Annotated in this window: 16 protein-coding genes; 8 read left to right on the top strand and 8 right to left on the bottom strand. The window is 40.6% G+C overall.

Annotated features, from left to right (window positions below; all coding sequences use genetic code 11):
- Window positions 1–303 precede the first annotated feature (303 nt).
- Together AC21OH_RS10520 and AC21OH_RS10515 are read left to right on the top strand one after the other, a co-directional pair.
- Window positions 304–750, top strand: a complete 447-nt coding sequence (locus AC21OH_RS10520; RefSeq protein ID WP_486535667.1) for an OsmC family protein — start codon at window positions 304–306, stop codon at window positions 748–750.
- Window positions 751–1,040: 290 nt separating this feature from the next.
- On the top strand, window positions 1,041–1,466 hold the full coding sequence (locus AC21OH_RS10515; RefSeq protein WP_486535669.1) for an MAPEG family protein: 426 nt from the start codon (window positions 1,041–1,043) through the stop codon (window positions 1,464–1,466).
- Between the two features lie 56 nt (window positions 1,467–1,522).
- Here the strand turns inward: AC21OH_RS10515 and AC21OH_RS10510 are convergent, their stop codons facing one another.
- From AC21OH_RS10510 to hisI, 6 genes are all read right to left on the bottom strand, one after another.
- Window positions 1,523–2,521 carry a tRNA dihydrouridine synthase gene (locus AC21OH_RS10510; RefSeq protein ID WP_487370404.1) on the bottom strand — a complete coding sequence of 333 codons (999 nt, stop codon included), beginning with the start codon at window positions 2,519–2,521 and terminating at the stop codon, window positions 1,523–1,525.
- 180 nt (window positions 2,522–2,701) lie between these two features.
- Window positions 2,702–4,213 (bottom strand): UvrD-helicase domain-containing protein, encoded by a 1,512-nt coding sequence (locus AC21OH_RS10505; protein ID WP_487370403.1) that lies wholly within the window; start codon window positions 4,211–4,213, stop codon window positions 2,702–2,704.
- Between the two features lie 216 nt (window positions 4,214–4,429).
- Window positions 4,430–5,149: a twin-arginine translocase subunit TatC gene (gene tatC, locus AC21OH_RS10500; protein ID WP_486535779.1), complete on the bottom strand. Its 720-nt coding sequence runs from the start codon at window positions 5,147–5,149 to the stop codon at window positions 4,430–4,432.
- 149 nt (window positions 5,150–5,298) lie between these two features.
- Window positions 5,299–6,069, bottom strand: coding sequence for a Sec-independent protein translocase protein TatB (tatB, locus tag AC21OH_RS10495; RefSeq protein ID WP_487370401.1), 771 nt, complete (start codon window positions 6,067–6,069; stop codon window positions 5,299–5,301).
- Window positions 6,070–6,121: 52 nt separating this feature from the next.
- Window positions 6,122–6,385 carry a twin-arginine translocase TatA/TatE family subunit gene (gene tatA / locus AC21OH_RS10490; protein WP_487370400.1) on the bottom strand — a complete coding sequence of 88 codons (264 nt, stop codon included), beginning with the start codon at window positions 6,383–6,385 and terminating at the stop codon, window positions 6,122–6,124.
- Window positions 6,386–6,889: 504 nt separating this feature from the next.
- A complete protein-coding gene (gene hisI, locus AC21OH_RS10485) occupies window positions 6,890–7,906 on the bottom strand; it encodes a phosphoribosyl-AMP cyclohydrolase (protein WP_487370399.1) in 1,017 nt (338 codons plus the stop codon).
- Between the two features lie 686 nt (window positions 7,907–8,592).
- Here hisI and rpmI point away from each other — a divergent pair.
- The 5 genes from rpmI to AC21OH_RS10460 all read left to right on the top strand — a co-directional run bounded on the left by rpmI (window position 8,593) and on the right by AC21OH_RS10460 (window position 13,569).
- Window positions 8,593–8,790 (top strand): 50S ribosomal protein L35, encoded by a 198-nt coding sequence (gene rpmI, locus AC21OH_RS10480; protein WP_486535677.1) that lies wholly within the window; start codon window positions 8,593–8,595, stop codon window positions 8,788–8,790.
- A gap of 95 nt (window positions 8,791–8,885) precedes the next feature.
- The gene (gene rplT / locus AC21OH_RS10475; protein ID WP_007394884.1) at window positions 8,886–9,242 is read left to right on the top strand and encodes a 50S ribosomal protein L20; all 357 of its coding nucleotides are present in this window, start codon (window positions 8,886–8,888) and stop codon (window positions 9,240–9,242) included.
- Between the two features lie 329 nt (window positions 9,243–9,571).
- Window positions 9,572–10,675, top strand: a complete 1,104-nt coding sequence (gene pheS, locus AC21OH_RS10470) for a phenylalanine--tRNA ligase subunit alpha (protein ID WP_487370398.1) — start codon at window positions 9,572–9,574, stop codon at window positions 10,673–10,675.
- A 50-nt stretch (window positions 10,676–10,725) separates the two neighbouring features.
- A complete protein-coding gene (pheT, locus tag AC21OH_RS10465) occupies window positions 10,726–13,137 on the top strand; it encodes a phenylalanine--tRNA ligase subunit beta (RefSeq protein ID WP_487370397.1) in 2,412 nt (803 codons plus the stop codon).
- Window positions 13,138–13,269: 132 nt separating this feature from the next.
- Entirely contained in the window at window positions 13,270–13,569 is a 300-nt protein-coding gene (locus AC21OH_RS10460) for an integration host factor subunit alpha (RefSeq protein WP_487370396.1), read from the top strand.
- A gap of 237 nt (window positions 13,570–13,806) precedes the next feature.
- Here the strand turns inward: AC21OH_RS10460 and AC21OH_RS10455 are convergent, their stop codons facing one another.
- Window positions 13,807–14,187, bottom strand: a complete 381-nt coding sequence (locus AC21OH_RS10455; protein ID WP_487370395.1) for a hypothetical protein — start codon at window positions 14,185–14,187, stop codon at window positions 13,807–13,809.
- A 526-nt stretch (window positions 14,188–14,713) separates the two neighbouring features.
- Between AC21OH_RS10455 and ypfJ the strand changes: the two genes are divergently transcribed.
- Window positions 14,714–15,595 carry a KPN_02809 family neutral zinc metallopeptidase gene (gene ypfJ, locus AC21OH_RS10450; protein WP_487370779.1) on the top strand — a complete coding sequence of 294 codons (882 nt, stop codon included), beginning with the start codon at window positions 14,714–14,716 and terminating at the stop codon, window positions 15,593–15,595.
- A 104-nt stretch (window positions 15,596–15,699) separates the two neighbouring features.
- Here the strand turns inward: ypfJ and rho are convergent, their stop codons facing one another.
- Window positions 15,700–16,968: a transcription termination factor Rho gene (gene rho, locus AC21OH_RS10445; RefSeq protein ID WP_486535780.1), complete on the bottom strand. Its 1,269-nt coding sequence runs from the start codon at window positions 16,966–16,968 to the stop codon at window positions 15,700–15,702.
- Window positions 16,969–17,563: the final 595 nt, after the last annotated feature.

The raw sequence follows: 17,563 nt of genomic DNA, 5'->3' as shown, positions 1-17,563 counted from the left end.
AATAGCAGTTATCTATAGTCAGCGAACTACTAGACGGTTACGGCGTTAACCTCGCTAAGCCTACTCCTGCCTTAGTATTAATTGCTACTTGCGCTCGGTTGCCTTGTAACCATTTTAGACTTCTTCGACTCTATTTAAGCTGGATTATCTTGTTTTGATTGTCTTATTCGATTTGCAGATTTTTTATAATAAGGCATAACAAAACTAAAAGACTTTTAAAGTTAATGGGTGTCTAACGGCTGCGCGTTTACTAAATATACTTGTTTAATTACTCTGACCAATTACGCTAACTAGGAATATTCTATGAATAACGACACTCCCAATCTTGAGCCAAAACAAATGCCATTACAAGGTGAGGTGACGTGGCAACAAGATAGACATTTTATTGGTACAGCGCCCTCAGGCAAACGCGTTAATATTGATGCCAATAAAGTTGAGGGCGCCAGTCCAATGGAGCTTATACTGTTGGGTTTGGGAGGCTGTGCAAGCTACGATGTGGTTGGTATATTAGAAAAAAGTCGCCAAAACATCAATGATGTGCGCTGCGAATTATCAGCAGTACGTGCAGATTCAGTGCCTGCGGTATATACTGATATTCATTTACATTTTATCGTTACAGGCAGCGACATCAAAGACAAACAAGTTGCCAAAGCAGTTGAGCTATCCGCAGAAAAATACTGTTCAGCAAGTAAAATGTTAGCCGCTGGAGGCGTGCATATAACTCACAGTTATGACGTTATAAACGGATAAGATAGAGTATTAAATTAAGCGCATAACAATGCCTATAGCATAGTCAGCGTCTCTTAAATCCGGTTGTCTTAAATATGGACGCATAAACTATCGAATAGAGGTCAGCATAATGACCCTTGTTTATAAAGAGCACAATGTCATAGTTGACCTATAAGCTTTATTATTAAATACGTATATAGCGATTAATCTTTGGCTAAAGATGAGTGTGCTTCACAGTTTGGTCAGTACACGCTAGGCTAGACAAGTAAAGCTAGACAACAAGTGAAGCTAGACAAGTAAAAGGAAAACACATGAGCTGGTTATTTACATTAATACCGAATTCTCCAAGTACCGCAATTTGGTCGATGATCATCGCCAGTGTGTTACCTCTGCTATTTGCCATCATCGCTAAGGCATTGGGTGGATTTAGTTTTAAAGACAACGCTCATCCCCGGGCACGGCTCAATCAGTATGAGGGGCATGCAGCACGCGCTAATGCAGCACAGCAAAATAGCTTTGAGAGTTTGCCTATATTTTTGGCAGCGGTGATTGTGTCGATGCTATTTTTTGTGCCGCAAATGGTGATTAATTATTTGGCAGTATTGTATGTATCGCTAAGGGTGTTTTACGGCATTGCTTATATAATAAACTTACCAACGCTTCGCTCTATTCTTTGGGGATTATCAATGGTGTGCTGTATTATGTTGTTTTATCTTTCGATAAGAATGGCGACTTAAATGTTGTCGATAAGAGATGAAGGTTGGCTGGTTATTTAAGCCTGAATTTATAAAGCCTAATTTTGTTGTTTTAGTAATTCAATAATCACTTGCTTTTCACGAATACGTTTGATTTTCTCCCATAAGGTTCTCGCTTCAGTGTAGCCTTTACTAAGCATACCTAGCCACTGTTTATATCGTCCAACCAATACGGTATCATTCTTAGCATCACCATTTAAAAATTCAATCTGATACGCTATCAGACTCTGCCACGCCAAATCGCGTTGCATACCATCTACTTGAGCGATCAAATCTGGTCGAGTCACTGCGCCACGACCTAACATAAGGTGTTCGGTATTGGATTTGTCTATACAGCTCTGAGCCTGTTCACGATTCCAAATTTCACCATTAGCAATAACTGGAATAGGAAGCTGAGTAAAGCGCTCAATTTTATCCCAGTACGCTGGCGGTTTGTATCCTTGCGTTTTGGTGCGGGCGTGTATCGTTAGCCAGTCTGCACCGCTATCTGCAATCGCACTTCTTATAGAGTCCATATTATCCGTATCGGTATAACCGAGTCGTATCTTTGCCGAAACTGGAATATTATTAGGTACTTTGTCTCGCACTGCGGCAATGATATCGCGCATTAACGCAGGCTCATCAAGTAGTACACTACCGCCGCGGTGATTGTTGACCGTCTTGGCAGGGCAACCAAAATTCAAATCAATAGCGGGTGCGCCCAGATCACATACAGCTAGCGCATTTTCACCCATCAGCTCAGGCTCGCTACCAAGTAGCTGTACATGAATAGGGGTACCACTTTGAGTTTTACTGTCCGTTTTGAGTTCTGGAACAAAGCGATAAAAAACATGGTTAGGCAATACATGCTGCGTGACTCGAATAAACTCACTCACTGACCAATCATAAGGACGCCCTAAATCACTGGCGATTTGGGTTAATATTTGTCGCATTAACGGGTCAGTAAGCCCCTCCATAGGCGCAAGTAAGCGTACAGGGGCTGCAAAAAACTGCTGAGCAAAACTAGGGTTGGTAAGAGACTGGTTAAAAAAGGACATAGAATTACATAAAGGTACAGGTAGATAATGGGATAATAGTAAGGGTATCTAACTTACTGATATTTAAACTATTGATGATTTTAGCAATGAACTATTATCTATTGATACAGGAGCTTTTAAAACCACGCTGTCTGAAAACAAATGGATTACTTGAAGGCCAACTTGAAGGCCAATTGAAATTTAAGACCCATAAATAACTTTTTTACCCGATTTAAGCCCTGATATTAAATTGCTAATATTATGGATATCGAGGTTACTTTGCGCTCTTGTACAAGCCACATATAATAAGCGTAATTCTTCAGGACTTACTTTGATGCCATTAGTGGTCACATCATAATAGAAGTCATCATCGAGCTGAACACTATCCCACTCAAGACCTTTGGCTTTATGAGCGGTAGAGATGACATAGTCTGCATCTCGAACATGCGTCAAGCTGTTTACGGCTTTGGTGAGTACATCGGTACCATGATCGTCAATAAGCTTTACTAAGGTTTTAAGATCACTCCCTTCATTCGTTTCAGCATAATCTTGCACATCGCCCCAGTTATAAAAATAAGCCAGCTCGGGAACACCGTATGCAGATTTTCCTGCCTTTAGGCTTTCAGCTGCTTTACAAAATTTAAGCATTCTATCAGAGTCAGCTTGCAAAGCGACTTTATGACCATTTTTGAGCCCAGTGAGCAATTGTGCCATGGCTGATGCATTGGTACGACACAATATGGCGTCTTTTTTACCTTTAATACCCAGCTTTTTGGTCGTGGATTGTTTATTCGGGTTTCCTTTTAGCGGCACCTCTTCTTGTAGCGCTTTTAAAAGCAAGTTTGCAACGTCTGCAATATCTTCACCAAAGCGAAATGATTGGGTCAATAGAGTTTGCGGTAAGGGTAGTTTTTTCATGGCGTTCACCGCCCCACGCCATTCATAAATTTGTTGGTGCGCGTCACCCACATAGATAACTTGACGGGGCTGCTGCGTCAATATCCCCATCATCAAAGGGTCTGCATCCTGTGCTTCATCAAATAAGATAAAGTCAGCGGGTATAGCAGGCTTGGAAAGTGCCCACATTTTTAAATAAATATCATGCCCTATACCTGCAGGGTGGCGGGAATCAATCGATTGCAACCAGCGCTTTTCAACAGCAGGGTAGAGAATCTCACGTAGCTGCTCTTCATCAGATTCATTTACCCAACTTGGAAACTGTAAATGTCTTGGCGCAGGGTAGCTTGCGTGTGTACTACAAAAATAGCTGACCGCATCACTGACAAATCGAGCTTGACGCGCGGGTGTCAATTGGACGTAATTGGTTTTTCCTTCAACTTGACGACGCACTTGGATGACTCTTAGACCTAAATCATCCCCCAAACGTTTTGGAGAAAAGCGGGGGAGGGATAATTTTGCAGTAATATCACGGGGGACATGACGGTAAGCAAGGGAGTGAAAAGTACGGCAATCCACATGACTGGGAAATTTTTGTTTGGCTTCGGTCGCAATGCCTTTGTTAAAGGCAAGATATAAACCGCGACCTCGCAACCGCTCACCAATAAGCTTAAGGGTAGTGGTTTTACCTGCACCAGCGTAAGCCACAACTTTGAACGACTTGCCATCCATTGCCATATTCAAAGCGGCCAATTGCTCATCTGTTGGGTCGCTCATATAAGCTGGCATTTGGTTTGACTGAACGTTTGCAAGCATGGTGTACCTGTTGATTAATTAGGGAGTACATAGGGCGGTATAGCGTGCGTTTACGTCAAAACTCGAAGGTATTGAGCCAGTTAAACGATCCGCCAAACATAAGAGGCTTCCTATGTTTAAGATATTTAAAGTCCACTGAGTCTTAAGTTCAATGATTTTAAGTTCAATGATTTAAAGTCCACTGAGTCTTGAGTTCGATGATTTTAAGTTCGATGATTAAATTCGATGCTTTCTTTTTTCTTTAACCAACACTTTCGCCATTAGCAGACCAAATTCGAATAACAAAATCATAGGTAGCGCGAGCAAAAACATAGACAGTACATCAGGTGGAGACAATACGCCCGATGCAGCAAAACAGCCGACAATGACGTAACGACGCTGATTAGATAAGGTAGCAACCGACACCACGCCTGTCAGCACTAAAATTAGCACCACCACAGGGATCTCAAAAGTGAGACCAAACAGCATGAGCATCTTAGTGACAAAGGTCAAATAGCTTTCAATATCTGTCATAGGAATGACGTTTGAGGGGGCAAATTTAATCAAAAAGCTTAGCGCGCGGCGTAAAACAATAAAGTAGGCGAAAGCAACCCCCGTATAAAACAGTCCAATAGAGGAGAGCAAAACAGGTACCGCAATGCGCTTTTCATGCTTATATAAGCCAGGGGCGATAAAGGACCAGATTTGATACAAAATAAAGGGTATGGCAATAAATATCGAAACCAATAACGTCAGACGAATAGGGGCGGTAAAGTTTGCGACAGGGTCAATCGCAATCATAGTGGACGTGGATGATAATATCTCAACCAAGGGTTCAGAGACAAAATCGTATAACTGTCTGGAAAATCCAACCAGTCCTAAAAACACAATACCGATGACGGCCATAATCTTAATAAGATGTGCTCTAAGCTCCACTAAATGCTCAGTGAGCGGCATATCCGTTAGTGATTCGGTTTCGCTCGTCTGCTCACCGTGATGGTTATGTGTATCGTAACTTTCCGGGCGTGACTGATTGTCTATAGCTGGCTGACTGGGCTCATACGATACTTTCACGTCTTGCGCTTTGGTTTTTTTATCCATCGAACTCATGAATCCACCTCATGGCTCGAAAGTGGCGTCTCAGATTTCGTCCCAGATAGCGTATGAGATATCGTTTGTGAGGTATTAGAAGCAGCATTCGTGTCTGTCTGATATAGCAAAGCGTCTGCTTTATTATTTGGCAAAAATGGCGCTGGCGGCCATCTCTTTTTTCGGTCGTAATCGCCTAATAAGAACCACATGTTTTCCCATGGTCGCGTCATTTCCAGCGCTGCTTCAACATCTGAGGGTTCATACGACCCATAGCTATAATCAGTTTCGGGAGGATGTAGAGTACTGTTGTCGCCGGTACGTTCAGTATCAGTCACTGATCCGATTTTAGATGTGGTCTCAGAACCGGTTTTAGATTTAGTATTAGATCCGATATCAGAGTCAATATTAGCGCTCATATCAGAGCGAATGCCAGAACGAATGTCAGAGTCAGAACCCGCTATTGTGCCCGCTGCTTGCGCCGTGGCTTTTAGTTGTGAGTTCTGCTGCTGCTCAAATTCGCGCATATTACCACGCATTTGAGCCATTTCTTTTTGCATTTCAGCTTCTGCTTTTTTGATTTTAGCAAGCTCAGCTTCCATCTGTTGGCGTGTTTCAGCCAAATCAAGTTCAGCTTCCATTTCAGCTTTTAACGTGCCTACCGTTCGGCGAAACTTAGCATAGTAAGTGCCTATGGTGCGAACCGCTTGAGGTAATTTTTCAGGGCCGAGTACAATGAGTGCAATGATACCAAGCACCATAAACTCATAAAAACTAAAATCAAACATAACCGCTTATTTTCCTATCACTGCATAAAAGCTAGGGTTAAATAAAACTCAATTAGGCTTGATAATCATCTGTTTTAACTTTTACATCATCGGCCCTGACACCGGTGTCGACTTTATTATTAGCATTATTAGCATTGCTATCGTGATCAATGATCTTATGATTATTAAGATGCGCCTCATCTTCATCTTTCACGGCATCTTTAAAGCCTTTGACCGCCCCGCCTAAATCTTTACCAGCGTTCTTAAGTTTCGCGGTACCAAAAATAAGAATGGCAATACCAAGAATGATCAACAACTGCATTGGAGATAAGCTCATAGTCTTGTCCTTTTATTTAATCAGCCCTTCATATGGAAGGTTTATTACCCTATGATACCTAGTAATCTGTATGACTAGGTACTATTAAAGTTAAACTATAGTCAGAGACCTACTAAACGATTACGGCGTCAGCCTCGCTAAGCCTATATGAGTAGTACTTGCGCTCGGTTGCCTTGTAACCATTTTAGACTTCTTCGACTATATTTTATAGGCTGTTATTATAAATCATGAAAATTATTGTATTATAGTCAGCGAAATACTAGACGGTTACGGTGTTAACCTCGCTCGCCCTACTATAGTAGTACTTGCACTCGGTTGCCTTGTAACCATTATAGATTTCTTTGACTATAAAGTGCGCCAAACCTTACTGTTTCGCTACGTTTAACTGTTTAGAGTCTAGTTACCCTAGGCGTATTAAACTGATATGTTCTAACTGATATATTCTAAACTGATACGTTCTAAACTAATTTGTTCTAAAGCTTGCTAGTGCGTTTTAGTTTAGGTTTACTGAGTGCGGCTATTTTTTTCATCAATACCAGATATACCAAAGCGCCGTGCTAATTCTTCCAAAATACGATTTGAGTCGATATCAAACCATGCCAAAGTCACTAAGGTATGAAACCAAACATCGGCAATTTCGTAAATTAAGTCTTGTTCTAGTGCCGGCTTGTCTGTGCCTTTTTCATTTAATAAACCGCTGTCAACTAATAAGCCACTATCCTGTAATTTATTATCTTTAAGATTATCATGATGCGTAATCTTTAAGGACTGGTTGGCCATATTCAAATCTTTTGCTGCGATGATGGTTTCAACCGCTTCTTCGCCCACTTTCTCTAAGATATTATTTATGCCTTTGGCATATAAACTTGCCACATAAGAAGAATCTGCGTCTGCTTGTTTGCGTTCAGCCAGGATTTGGTCTAGATGACTAAGAATTGAGGCATGATCAATGTTTTGGCGTAAATGGTCACGAACGTTATGAGTCGAGGCCTCATTCATTAACGCATCGGGCATGACGCCGAAAGGTTGTTTGTTTGTGCTGGCAGCATCGTTCTCGTCCCCATGCTTATCATTTTGGTTCTTATGGCCATAAATGTCATTTGGGTCTTTTAAAACGGGGGCGTCTATTAGCCAATCGGGCGCATGAGAGGACAAGTCTAGTTTACGATAAAAGCAAGATTTGCGTCCTGTATGGCAGGCTATATCACCTATCTGTGTTACTTTAAGAATAATGACATCAGCATCACAGTCTAAATAAATATCATGCACACGCTGCGTATGTCCTGAGGTTTCCCCCTTGTGCCAAAGTTTAGCGCGCGAGCGAGAATAATACACCGCAGTTTTGGTCTTAGCCGTAAGCGCTAAAGCATCACGGTTCATCCAGGCCATCATAAGGATGTCATTAGTAACATAGTCCTGTGCAATAGCAGGCACTAACCCAGCTGAATTAAAGCTAACCGCGTCGAGCCATGATGAGTTTTTATCATAGGTATCCACAGGTTGAAGGGCAGTATTAGACATAAAGTATTCTCTAATAGATCAGGTTTTAGTTATCATTTTTTAACGAGCCTAGGGCGTGTCTTCAATTGGATTATGTGGCTAAAAATTAGATAGATTTTTGTCAATCAAGGATAGTTTCGCAGATAATATACATATATTAACTTGAAATTAGACACAGTTTAGCGAAGTTATAGTCATTTTTAGCCCATAAATTATAAAGCTTCAAATGAAGACACGCCCTAGTATATAGGTTTATAAGCATTTCATCACTATAGAGATTGCGTTTTATAAAAAGCTTTTGATGAGGTGACATGACTATATAAGCAACAACTTATAAATAAGTAATTCAATAAAAAGCATAGGGCAGTTTATATAACTGTATATATACCTGTTCATAAGAGGCAAATAGTATTGGTTAATATATTGTTTTCTGATACAATACGCGTTTCCCACCTCAAGGCAGTGTTATTTAAGGTCTATTTGCTCTAATTTTATATAGCAAAACGCTATAAAAATAGCTTAAAAGACGCCCTATATACACTGACGAACAGGTTTTCCCTTCGCTGTTATAGGTCGGTGTTTAAATAGATTACAAGGATATTATGTTAATCCTTGATGAGAGATATTAATAAAGTCATATTCATTGGCTCATATTAATAAACCTATTTTGATAAACTGACATTAACAACAAAGAATAAGAGGTTCTTATGAAAGTTAAAATGAAAACTAAAAGCGGTGCTGCTAAGCGTTTTAAGAAAACTGCTAATGGCATCAAGCGTAAGCAAGCGTTCAAACGTCACATTCTGACCAAAAAGTCTCCTAAACGTATCCGCCAATTACGTGGTACTAAGATGGTACACGCTGCTGATGTAGCTGCGGTTCGCCGTATGTGTCCTTATTTATAAACCCATTTAATTCAACGATCTTATATTAGTCATTATTAATTTATACATTATTGATCTATGTAAGTTCTGGCAAAAAATATTATTAGGAGTATCTTATGGCCCGTGTAAAACGTGGTGTTCAAGCAAACCGTCGTCACAAAAAAATCTTAAAGCGCGCTAAAGGTTATTATGGCGCTCGTTCAAGAGTTTATCGTGTCGCTGTACAAGCAGTTACTAAAGCTGGTCAATATGCATATCGTGATCGCCGTAACAAAAAACGTACTTTCCGTCGTCTTTGGATTGCACGTATTAATGCTGGTGCACGCTTAAATGGTTTAAGCTATAGTCGTTTTATTAATGGCTTGAAAAAAGCAAACATCGAAATCGATCGTCGTGTATTAGCCGATATCGCTATGCATGATGCTGCTGCTTTCACAGCACTAACCGAAAAAGCAAAAGCAGCTTTAGCTTAATTAGCATTTTATAGATAGTAATTAAACTATTGTTGTTTTCGTATTGAAAGAAGCCATCGTATCGATGGCTTTTTTCGTTTGATTTGCTTACAATTAAGCACGTGGTTCAATACAGATAATTAAAACGACATTCAGCAATACTATTATGCGCCACACCCTGCATGCATTAATATAATTCTTTATTCACTAAAGATAGCTTATACAACTGATACAACACAATACGACTGATACAACAAAAGACGCTCATCACATTAGACGTTCATATTGTTGTTTTCACATCCAATAATTTTAAAAGAATGACCTTAGCTAATAATTCTGAGAACGCTTACATGACTCAACCTGACAGCACAACAAACCAAGACTCTAATCCGGCCTCTGAACCAACACGCAGTTTGACTGATCTTATAAACGATTTACCACGTTTAAGCGATGTCTTAAATGAATTAAATGAAGACGACCTACAGCATTATGCGAACGCTGCACAAACAGCTGTTGAGCAGATTGTAACCAGTTCAGACTTACAACAAATGCGTGTCAATTTAACGGGTAAGAAAAGTGCGCTTACCGGTTGGTCAAAGCAAATGGGTAAGCTTGATGCCGAGCGTAAAAAAGCAGTCGGTGGCTGGCTACATCAAGTACGTACCAAAATTAATGATGCGCTCAATATGCAGCAGCAAGCCCTTGAAAAGGCAGCATTAGAAGCTAAGCTAAATGCCGAGCGTATCGATATCACCCTACCTGCACGCGGTCAGCAAAACGGCCAATTGCATCCTGTAACGATGACAGCCCAGCGTATGCAGCAGTTCTTTATGCAAGCAGGCTTTAATGTCGCCACAGGCCCAGAGGTAGAGAGTGATTATTATAATTTTGAAGCCTTAAATATTCCCTCGCATCATCCTGCGCGCGCCATGCACGATACTTTTTATTTTGATGCACACTATCTACTGCGTACACATACCAGCCCTGTGCAAATTCGTACTATGGAGCAAGGTGAGCCGCCTATCCGTATTATCTGTCCGGGCCGCGTATATCGCTGCGACTCAGACCAAACCCATTCTCCTATGTTCCACCAGCTTGAGGGATTGATGGTGACTGAGCATACAACATTTGCTGAACTAAAAGGTCTAATAAATGAATTTTTGGAAGCCTTTTTTGGTAAGCAGTTAACGGTTCGTTTCCGCCCCTCTTTTTTCCCGTTTACAGAGCCCTCTGCCGAAGTCGATATATTAGATGACAATGGTAAATGGCTTGAGGTAATGGGGTGCGGCATGGTGCATCCAAAAGTTTTGACTAATTGCGGTATAGATAGCGACAAATACACAGGGTTTGCATTTGGTATGGGAATTGAGCGCTTTGCAATGTTGTATTACGGCATCGATGATTTGCGTCTATTTTTCCAAAACGATGTCCGCTTCTTACGCCAGTTTGGCTAAGCTTATCTTTTAAAATATATAATAAAACTGAAAATTCTTTCGAGTATTCTATGAAAATTAGTGAACAATGGTTACGTCAGTGGGTAAATCCTAATAACAACACCCAGCAGTTGGCTGACCAACTGACTATGGCTGGCTTAGAAGTTGATGCAATTGAATCCGTAGCGGCTGATTTTAGCGGCGTTGTAGTCGGTGAGGTCATATCGGTTGAGCCGCACCCCGATGCTGACAAATTGCGTGTTACTCAGGTAAATATTGATACAAATGAGCCTTTACAAATTGTCTGCGGTGCACCAAACGTCAAAGTGGGGATGCGCGTACCTGTTGCAACGATAGGCGCTAAATTGCCCACCGAAGATGGCAAAGGGTTCAAAATTAAAAAAAGCAAATTACGCGGCGTGGAGTCCCAAGGTATGCTATGCGGCGCCTCCGAAATTGATTTGCCTGATGTGGTTGATGGTTTGCTTGAATTAGCAGAGGATGCGCCCATTGGTGAAGATATTCGTCAGTATCTTGGGTTAGACAATCAGATTTTAGACATCTCTATCACCCCAAATCGCGGGGATTGTTTTAGCGTACGCGGTATTGCGCGTGAGATAGGCGTCATTAATAATTTAGCTGTAAATGGGCCTGAGGTAACTGCATCGGTGTCCACTACAAACATCAGCCAAGCGGTTAACGTTACTGCTACCGATGCCTGTCCTCGCTATCTTGCGCAACCTGTTCATAATATTGATCGCAGTGTAGATACCCCAGAATGGATGCAAAATGCTTTATTACAAAGCGGTCATCGTACGCATAACTTTTTGGTAGATGTTACTAATTATGTGTTGCTAGAACTGGGTCAACCGTTACATGCTTTTGACGCTGATAAAATTGTCGGTGACATCACGGTACGATTGGCGACGAAAGAAGAAACGGTTGAGCTGCTAAATGAGCAGACGGTTACACTAAAAGGTGACGAGCTTGTTATCGCTGATGATAAAGGTATCCTTGCGCTCGCTGGTATTATGGGCGGTAAGCGTAGCAGTGTCACTGATACGACAACTAATATTGTGATAGAAAGTGCGTTCTTCTCACCTCTTACTATCGCAGGCCGTGCGCGCCGGTTTGGGCTACATACCGATGCCTCCCAGCGATTTGAGCGTGGGGTAGATTTTGAGCTACCTTTACACGCTCTGAATCGCGCTGTGAATATTATTACCACGGTTGCAAATGCTCAGGCAGGCAATATCACTACCGCTGAGCACGTAGATAAGCTACCAAAACGTACCGCTGTCATGCTACCGTTGAGTAAAGTAAAAGATGTCATTGGTATAGATATACCAATAGATCGAATCATCGAGATCCTAAAAGCTTTAGATATCAACGTCGAACAATCCGAACAAGCCGACGGTGCAGTGGTGCATTGTATGCCGCCAAGCCACCGTTTTGATATAGAAATCAAAGAAGACTTAATCGAAGAGATTGCACGTATTTATGGCTATGATAATATTCCAAGCGTCTTACCTAAGCTTGGGGTAGATATGCGTTATGATGATACTGCTGACTTAACGCATCGATTGAAACTTAAGATGGTTGATGCAGGCTATATGGAAGCAATCAGCTTTAGTTTTAGTGATGAAAAAATTGAGCACATACTCGACGATTCTAGATTAGGTAATGTATTGGCATTAGCCAATCCAATTTCGTCTGATCTGGCCGTCATGCGCCGTACATTATTATCAAGTCTTCTACCTTGTGTGCAGTATAATTTAAACCGTCAGCAGACCCGAGTACGTTTTTTTGAAACGGGGTTAAGTTTTGTAGGTGCAACTATTGATGAGTTGGTGCAAACCACAAGTATGGCGATAATAGCCACAGGTGATGTTTACCCCGATCAAGCGCATAATAATCGGGAGATGGACTTTTTTGATCTCAAAAATGATGTTGAGCAGCTGTTGCCAAGCACAATTGATGAGTCAAGAGTAAGCTATCAGCGTAGCGAAATGTCTTTTTTACATCCTGGACAAAGTGCTGAGATATTTATAGATCAGAAGCGTATTGGTTGGTTTGGTCAGCTACACCCAAATATCGCGCAGGCATTTGATCTACCAAGAACATGGGTAGCACAGTTAGCGCTGACACCGATTTTAGAATTAGCACGTGAAACCAATAGTATCCAAAGTCCTTCAAAATTCCCTCAAGTACGACGAGATATTGCGTTTTTAGTTGATGCAGATATTCCGCGTCAACAGCTATCCCATACCATACGTGAAGCAGGTGGTGCGCTACTACAGCAACATTGGTTATTTGATGTCTATCAGGGTGAGCACACGCCAGAAGGTAAGCGCTCAGTTGCTTTTGGTCTAGTTTGGCAAGATTATGCGCAAACTCTATCTGATGAGGTGGTAAATAAAGCCATGCAAAACGTTGTGACAGCGCTTCAGGACGAGCACGGTGCACAATTAAGAGACAGTTAGACTTGTCTTTTAATTAATTTTGTGATTAGTTATACTAAAGTTTATGGCAGGAAGCTATAAACTTATTGCTTAAAAAAATAATCTAATTTAAACTTAAAAATTAATGATTTAAACGAAAAGGAAGACGTAGTCATGACACTGACAAAAGCAGATATTATTGAGCATTTGGTGGATAAGTTTGGATTCACTAGACAGCAAGGGCGAATGCTGGTTGATTCATTTTTTGATGAGATATACGATAATTTGATAAACGGTAAAGATGTCAAGTTATCAGGGTTTGGCAACTTTATTTTAAAAGATAAAAAGAGCCGACCTGGTAGAAACCCTAAGACTGGTGAAGAGGTCGAAATTTGCGCGCGTCGTGTGGTTACGTTTAAAGCTGGACAAAAATTACGCCGTCAAGTAGATGAAAAGCAGTTGGTTGCTGAGTAATTAGATTGGAATCCAATAAACACTTTAATGATTTATTAAATAAATAACTACTTGAGCATCAAGCCGATTGTTTGAAGCCCAGTTGTTATAAAACCTATGTACTAGAAACCCAATGCATAGAAATAAAGCACCATAAAAAAGAGAGCCTTTAGGCTCTCTTTTTTATTGACTGCTATAGAATATCTAGTTGTTATATAAAATTATCATTTAATAAACAACTAAATATTCAGATATAGCTTATTGAGCAACAACTGTTTCTTCTTCAACAACAACTTCGTCAGTTAGAGTAACATCATCAGCAGCGTCCATAGCATTGTTGACAGCAGCATCAGTTTCACCAGCAGCAATGTTATTAGACTCTTCAATAGCTTCTACATCACCAGCGGCCGCAGCAGCTTCTGCTTCAGCAGCAGCAGCTTCAGCGTCTGCTAATTCAGCTTGTTCTGTAGTAACTGCTACGCCTTCAGCAGCAGCTTCATTTAGCTCTTCTTGAGCATCATTAAGCTCTTCTTGTGCGTCGTTGATATCTTCAACAGCGTTTTCTTTAGCGCTATCACAAGCAGTTAAACCCATTGTAGCAGCCATAAGACCTGATAGTGCAAGTGCTTTAAGTTTCATAATTAATCTCCAAAAAAGTGAAATATTACTAACGGCATTACTCATTGCAGATAATTTATATTAACTTAGATATAGTAATATAGCTTACTAATTAACCGTTAATATGAGCAATGAATTATGTAGCGTCAGTATTCGTGGGCGATTATACAACACAGATATTACAAGTTAAAGTAAATGTTGTTAAACTTTAAATTTAGATACAATTCTTAACGAAAGTTTTAAATCTACTGTAAATAAAGGTTTAAAAGCTGAATTTAGTTGAGAATTTGAATTTATTATTAAATTTATTTTAAAGCCTATGATGATTTTATCATAAGTGTATTGATAGTAGATTTTCAGTTAAGCATGTTATATAAGATTATAGATAATAAACAACTATAGATAATTGCATTAAACTTAAATATTATAGTCAATAATTTTCAAATACAATAATGTAAAATAAAAATCATGTAACCAAAAAGTTGCGAAAACATTGAGTCACAAGATCAAAATCTTAAATTGAAAACTTATAAAAAAGGTAAACCTTATGAAATGGCGCGGTAGAAAAGGTAGCTCAAATGTCAGAATGAGTGGTGGCAAGGCCGCAGGTGGCGGAATTTTCGGCATTATTATTGGCTTAGTACTATGGTTAGTGTTTGGTGTGAATCCAATGACGGCATTTCAAACAGGCCAATCAGTAACTGGTGGGGGAGGATCGACAGCGACGCAGCCCTTAGATGATGATAGCCGAGACGCACAATTTGTCTCTGTGGTACTGGCGGATACTGAAGCGGTATGGAATCAAATCTTCCAAGAGTTAGGTGGTACCTATCGTGAACCGCAACTGGTTCTGTTCAATGGTACCGTTACTTCAGCCTGTGGCGGTGCTACCGCAGCAACTGGCCCCTTTTATTGTCCTGCCGATCAAAAGGTATATTTAGACACCTCATTTTTTGCTGAAATGCGCCAAAACTTAGGTATTGCAGGCGATCAGCAAAGCTCTGGTGATGCTGAAAACCAAGGTAAAGCAGGAGATTTTGCACAAGCGTACGTTATTGCACACGAAGTCGGTCACCACGTACAAACATTAATGGGAACCTCTCAGAAGATAAATGAAGCAAGACGTCAACTTAGTCAGGCTCAAGGTAATGAATTGTCAGTTCGCCAAGAGTTACAAGCCGATTGCTACGCCGGTGTTTGGGCAAACCGAAATCAGCAGCGCGTTCAGTTTTTAGAAGAGGGTGATATTGATGAGGCGTTACATGCTGCCAGTCAAATCGGCGACGATCGCTTAGCACAATCAAGCGGACGAGCCGCAGTACCTGATAATTTCACGCATGGTACCAGTCAACAGCGGGTAAACTGGTTTACGCGAGGACTTGAATCTGGCGACGTGCGAAACTGTGATACCTTTTCAGGCGCTATTTAAACAGTCTTCTTTTAATAGTGCTTCAAATCTAAAAAAGCCTGCTAACGCTTAAGTTAGCAGGCTTTAATTTATTTAACGGACATCAAACATGTTAACAAAAGGGGTTAGTTCTGTGATTTACGCTTCATCTGTTCAAAGAAGTCATCATTTGTTTTGGCTTCTTTCAAACGATCTAGTAAGAACTCCGTGGCTTGGACACCATCCATAGGCTGAAGAAGTTTGCGCAGAATCCAAACTTTACGCAGTGTGTCCTCATCGATCAAACGCTCTTCGCGGCGTGTACCAGACTTCTTAATATTAATAGCTGGGAAGACACGTTTTTCTGCAAGATCGCGTTCAAGTGTAATCTCTTGGTTACCCGTTCCTTTGAATTCTTCAAAGATAACGCTATCCATTTTACTGCCAGTATCAATCAACGCCGTCGAAATAATAGTTAAACTGCCGCCTTCCTCGATATTTCGAGCAGCACCAAAGAAGCGTTTTGGCTGTGCCAAAGCATTGGCATCTACACCACCTGATAATACTTTACCTGAGGACGGTACTACCGTGTTATAAGCACGTGCTAAACGCGTGATTGAATCTAATAAAATCACCACATCTTGCTTGTGCTCAACCAATCGCTTGGCTTTTTCAATAACCATTTCAGCAACTTGAACATGGCGCTGTGGCGGCTCATCAAAGGTAGAAGCAACCACTTCGCCGCGTATGGTACGCTGCATTTCGGTCACTTCTTCTGGGCGCTCATCAATGAGCAATACGATCAAATAACATTCAGGATTATTGCGGGTAATAGATTGAGCGATGGTTTGCAATAAAACCGTTTTACCAGCTTTTGGCGGTGCAACGATAATAGAACGCTGACCTTTACCAATAGGGGCAATAAGGTCAATCACACGACCCGTTAAATCCTCGGATGTGCCATTACCCATCTCAAGCTTTAGCTGTTCGGTTGGGAATAAAGGCGTTAAGTTTTCAAAAATAAGTTTATGGCGTGAGCGGTCTGGTGTATCAAAGTTGATTTCGCCTACTTTTAATAGCGCAAAATAACGCTCTGAGTCTTTTGGTGGACGGATAGTACCAGCAATAGAGTCACCAGTTTTTAAGCTAAAACGGCGAATTTGACTTGGACTCACATAAATGTCGTCGGGTCCTGCTAAATAGGACCCCTCAGAAGATCGCAAAAAACCAAATCCATCGGGAAGAACTTCGAGGACACCATCTCCATAGATGGCCTCACCGTTTTTTGCATGTTTTTTTAATATAGCAAAGATAATATCTTGCTTACGGCTACGGGCAAGGTTATCGAGGCCCATTTCTTTTGCAATTTTTAGCAGTTCTGAAACGGAATTCTTTTTAAGTTCAGTCAGGTTCATAGAGGTTTCGTTTGATGGTTGTGTATTTTTTGAGGGTCTTTGAGTCATAGTCAGCTACTAGGCGTATGTCATCATTAAAAAGTGAGTACGATAGTTGTTATCGTTACACAGGCAGAGTCGAGACCAATAAATAAATGGTAGGCATATTATTGTTGTGTTTATATCGCATTAAAGCATGTCACATCGAAGCATTTTCTTTTGCAAGATTGTTACCCTGTTTCATCAGATAGGTTATCTAAAAGTCAGACAGTGGCATCGCTTAATAAGACCACCAGCTCAAGTTAAGTAATTTAGACTAAGGATTACTTTAGACTAAGCGTTTTAGACAAAGTGTTTCAGACTAAGGTTATTGAGCTAAGAATAGGTTTAAATCCTTAAAGATACTATTTTAATAAACAGGTATCCCGAGCTTATCGTTTAAATAGTTATACTTTATCTGATACAGATGGGATATAAGATCATGCAAGAATAAGAGAACAGAATTATATTGTCATCTTCTTAATTAGGCCACTGAGTTAACACTACGAGCTTATTATAAATACAACCAACGAACGATGGTCTATAGTTTATAAAGACAGCTGGTTTGATAGTAGGA

Source organism: Psychrobacter sp. CX10 (assembly GCF_057621575.2).
Note: the sequence above shows the minus strand (reverse complement) of the source record. Positions and strands in the feature narration are given on the sequence as shown.

What these genes read in the sequence shown, in the direction of transcription:
- AC21OH_RS10520 (WP_486535667.1), top strand. Translation starts at nt 304, where the DNA reads ATGAATAACGACACTCCCAATCTTGAGCCAAAACAAATGCCATTACAA.
- AC21OH_RS10515 (WP_486535669.1), top strand. Translation starts at nt 1,041, where the DNA reads ATGAGCTGGTTATTTACATTAATACCGAATTCTCCAAGTACCGCAATT.
- AC21OH_RS10510 (WP_487370404.1), bottom strand. Translation starts at nt 2,521, where the DNA reads ATGTCCTTTTTTAACCAGTCTCTTACCAACCCTAGTTTTGCTCAGCAG.
- AC21OH_RS10505 (WP_487370403.1), bottom strand. Translation starts at nt 4,213, where the DNA reads ATGCTTGCAAACGTTCAGTCAAACCAAATGCCAGCTTATATGAGCGAC.
- tatC (WP_486535779.1), bottom strand. Translation starts at nt 5,149, where the DNA reads ATGCCGCTCACTGAGCATTTAGTGGAGCTTAGAGCACATCTTATTAAG.
- tatB (WP_487370401.1), bottom strand. Translation starts at nt 6,069, where the DNA reads ATGTTTGATTTTAGTTTTTATGAGTTTATGGTGCTTGGTATCATTGCA.
- tatA (WP_487370400.1), bottom strand. Translation starts at nt 6,385, where the DNA reads ATGAGCTTATCTCCAATGCAGTTGTTGATCATTCTTGGTATTGCCATT.
- hisI (WP_487370399.1), bottom strand. Translation starts at nt 7,906, where the DNA reads ATGTCTAATACTGCCCTTCAACCTGTGGATACCTATGATAAAAACTCA.
- rpmI (WP_486535677.1), top strand. Translation starts at nt 8,593, where the DNA reads ATGAAAGTTAAAATGAAAACTAAAAGCGGTGCTGCTAAGCGTTTTAAG.
- rplT (WP_007394884.1), top strand. Translation starts at nt 8,886, where the DNA reads ATGGCCCGTGTAAAACGTGGTGTTCAAGCAAACCGTCGTCACAAAAAA.
- pheS (WP_487370398.1), top strand. Translation starts at nt 9,572, where the DNA reads ATGACTCAACCTGACAGCACAACAAACCAAGACTCTAATCCGGCCTCT.
- pheT (WP_487370397.1), top strand. Translation starts at nt 10,726, where the DNA reads ATGAAAATTAGTGAACAATGGTTACGTCAGTGGGTAAATCCTAATAAC.
- AC21OH_RS10460 (WP_487370396.1), top strand. Translation starts at nt 13,270, where the DNA reads ATGACACTGACAAAAGCAGATATTATTGAGCATTTGGTGGATAAGTTT.
- AC21OH_RS10455 (WP_487370395.1), bottom strand. Translation starts at nt 14,187, where the DNA reads ATGAAACTTAAAGCACTTGCACTATCAGGTCTTATGGCTGCTACAATG.
- ypfJ (WP_487370779.1), top strand. Translation starts at nt 14,714, where the DNA reads ATGAAATGGCGCGGTAGAAAAGGTAGCTCAAATGTCAGAATGAGTGGT.
- rho (WP_486535780.1), bottom strand. Translation starts at nt 16,968, where the DNA reads ATGAACCTGACTGAACTTAAAAAGAATTCCGTTTCAGAACTGCTAAAA.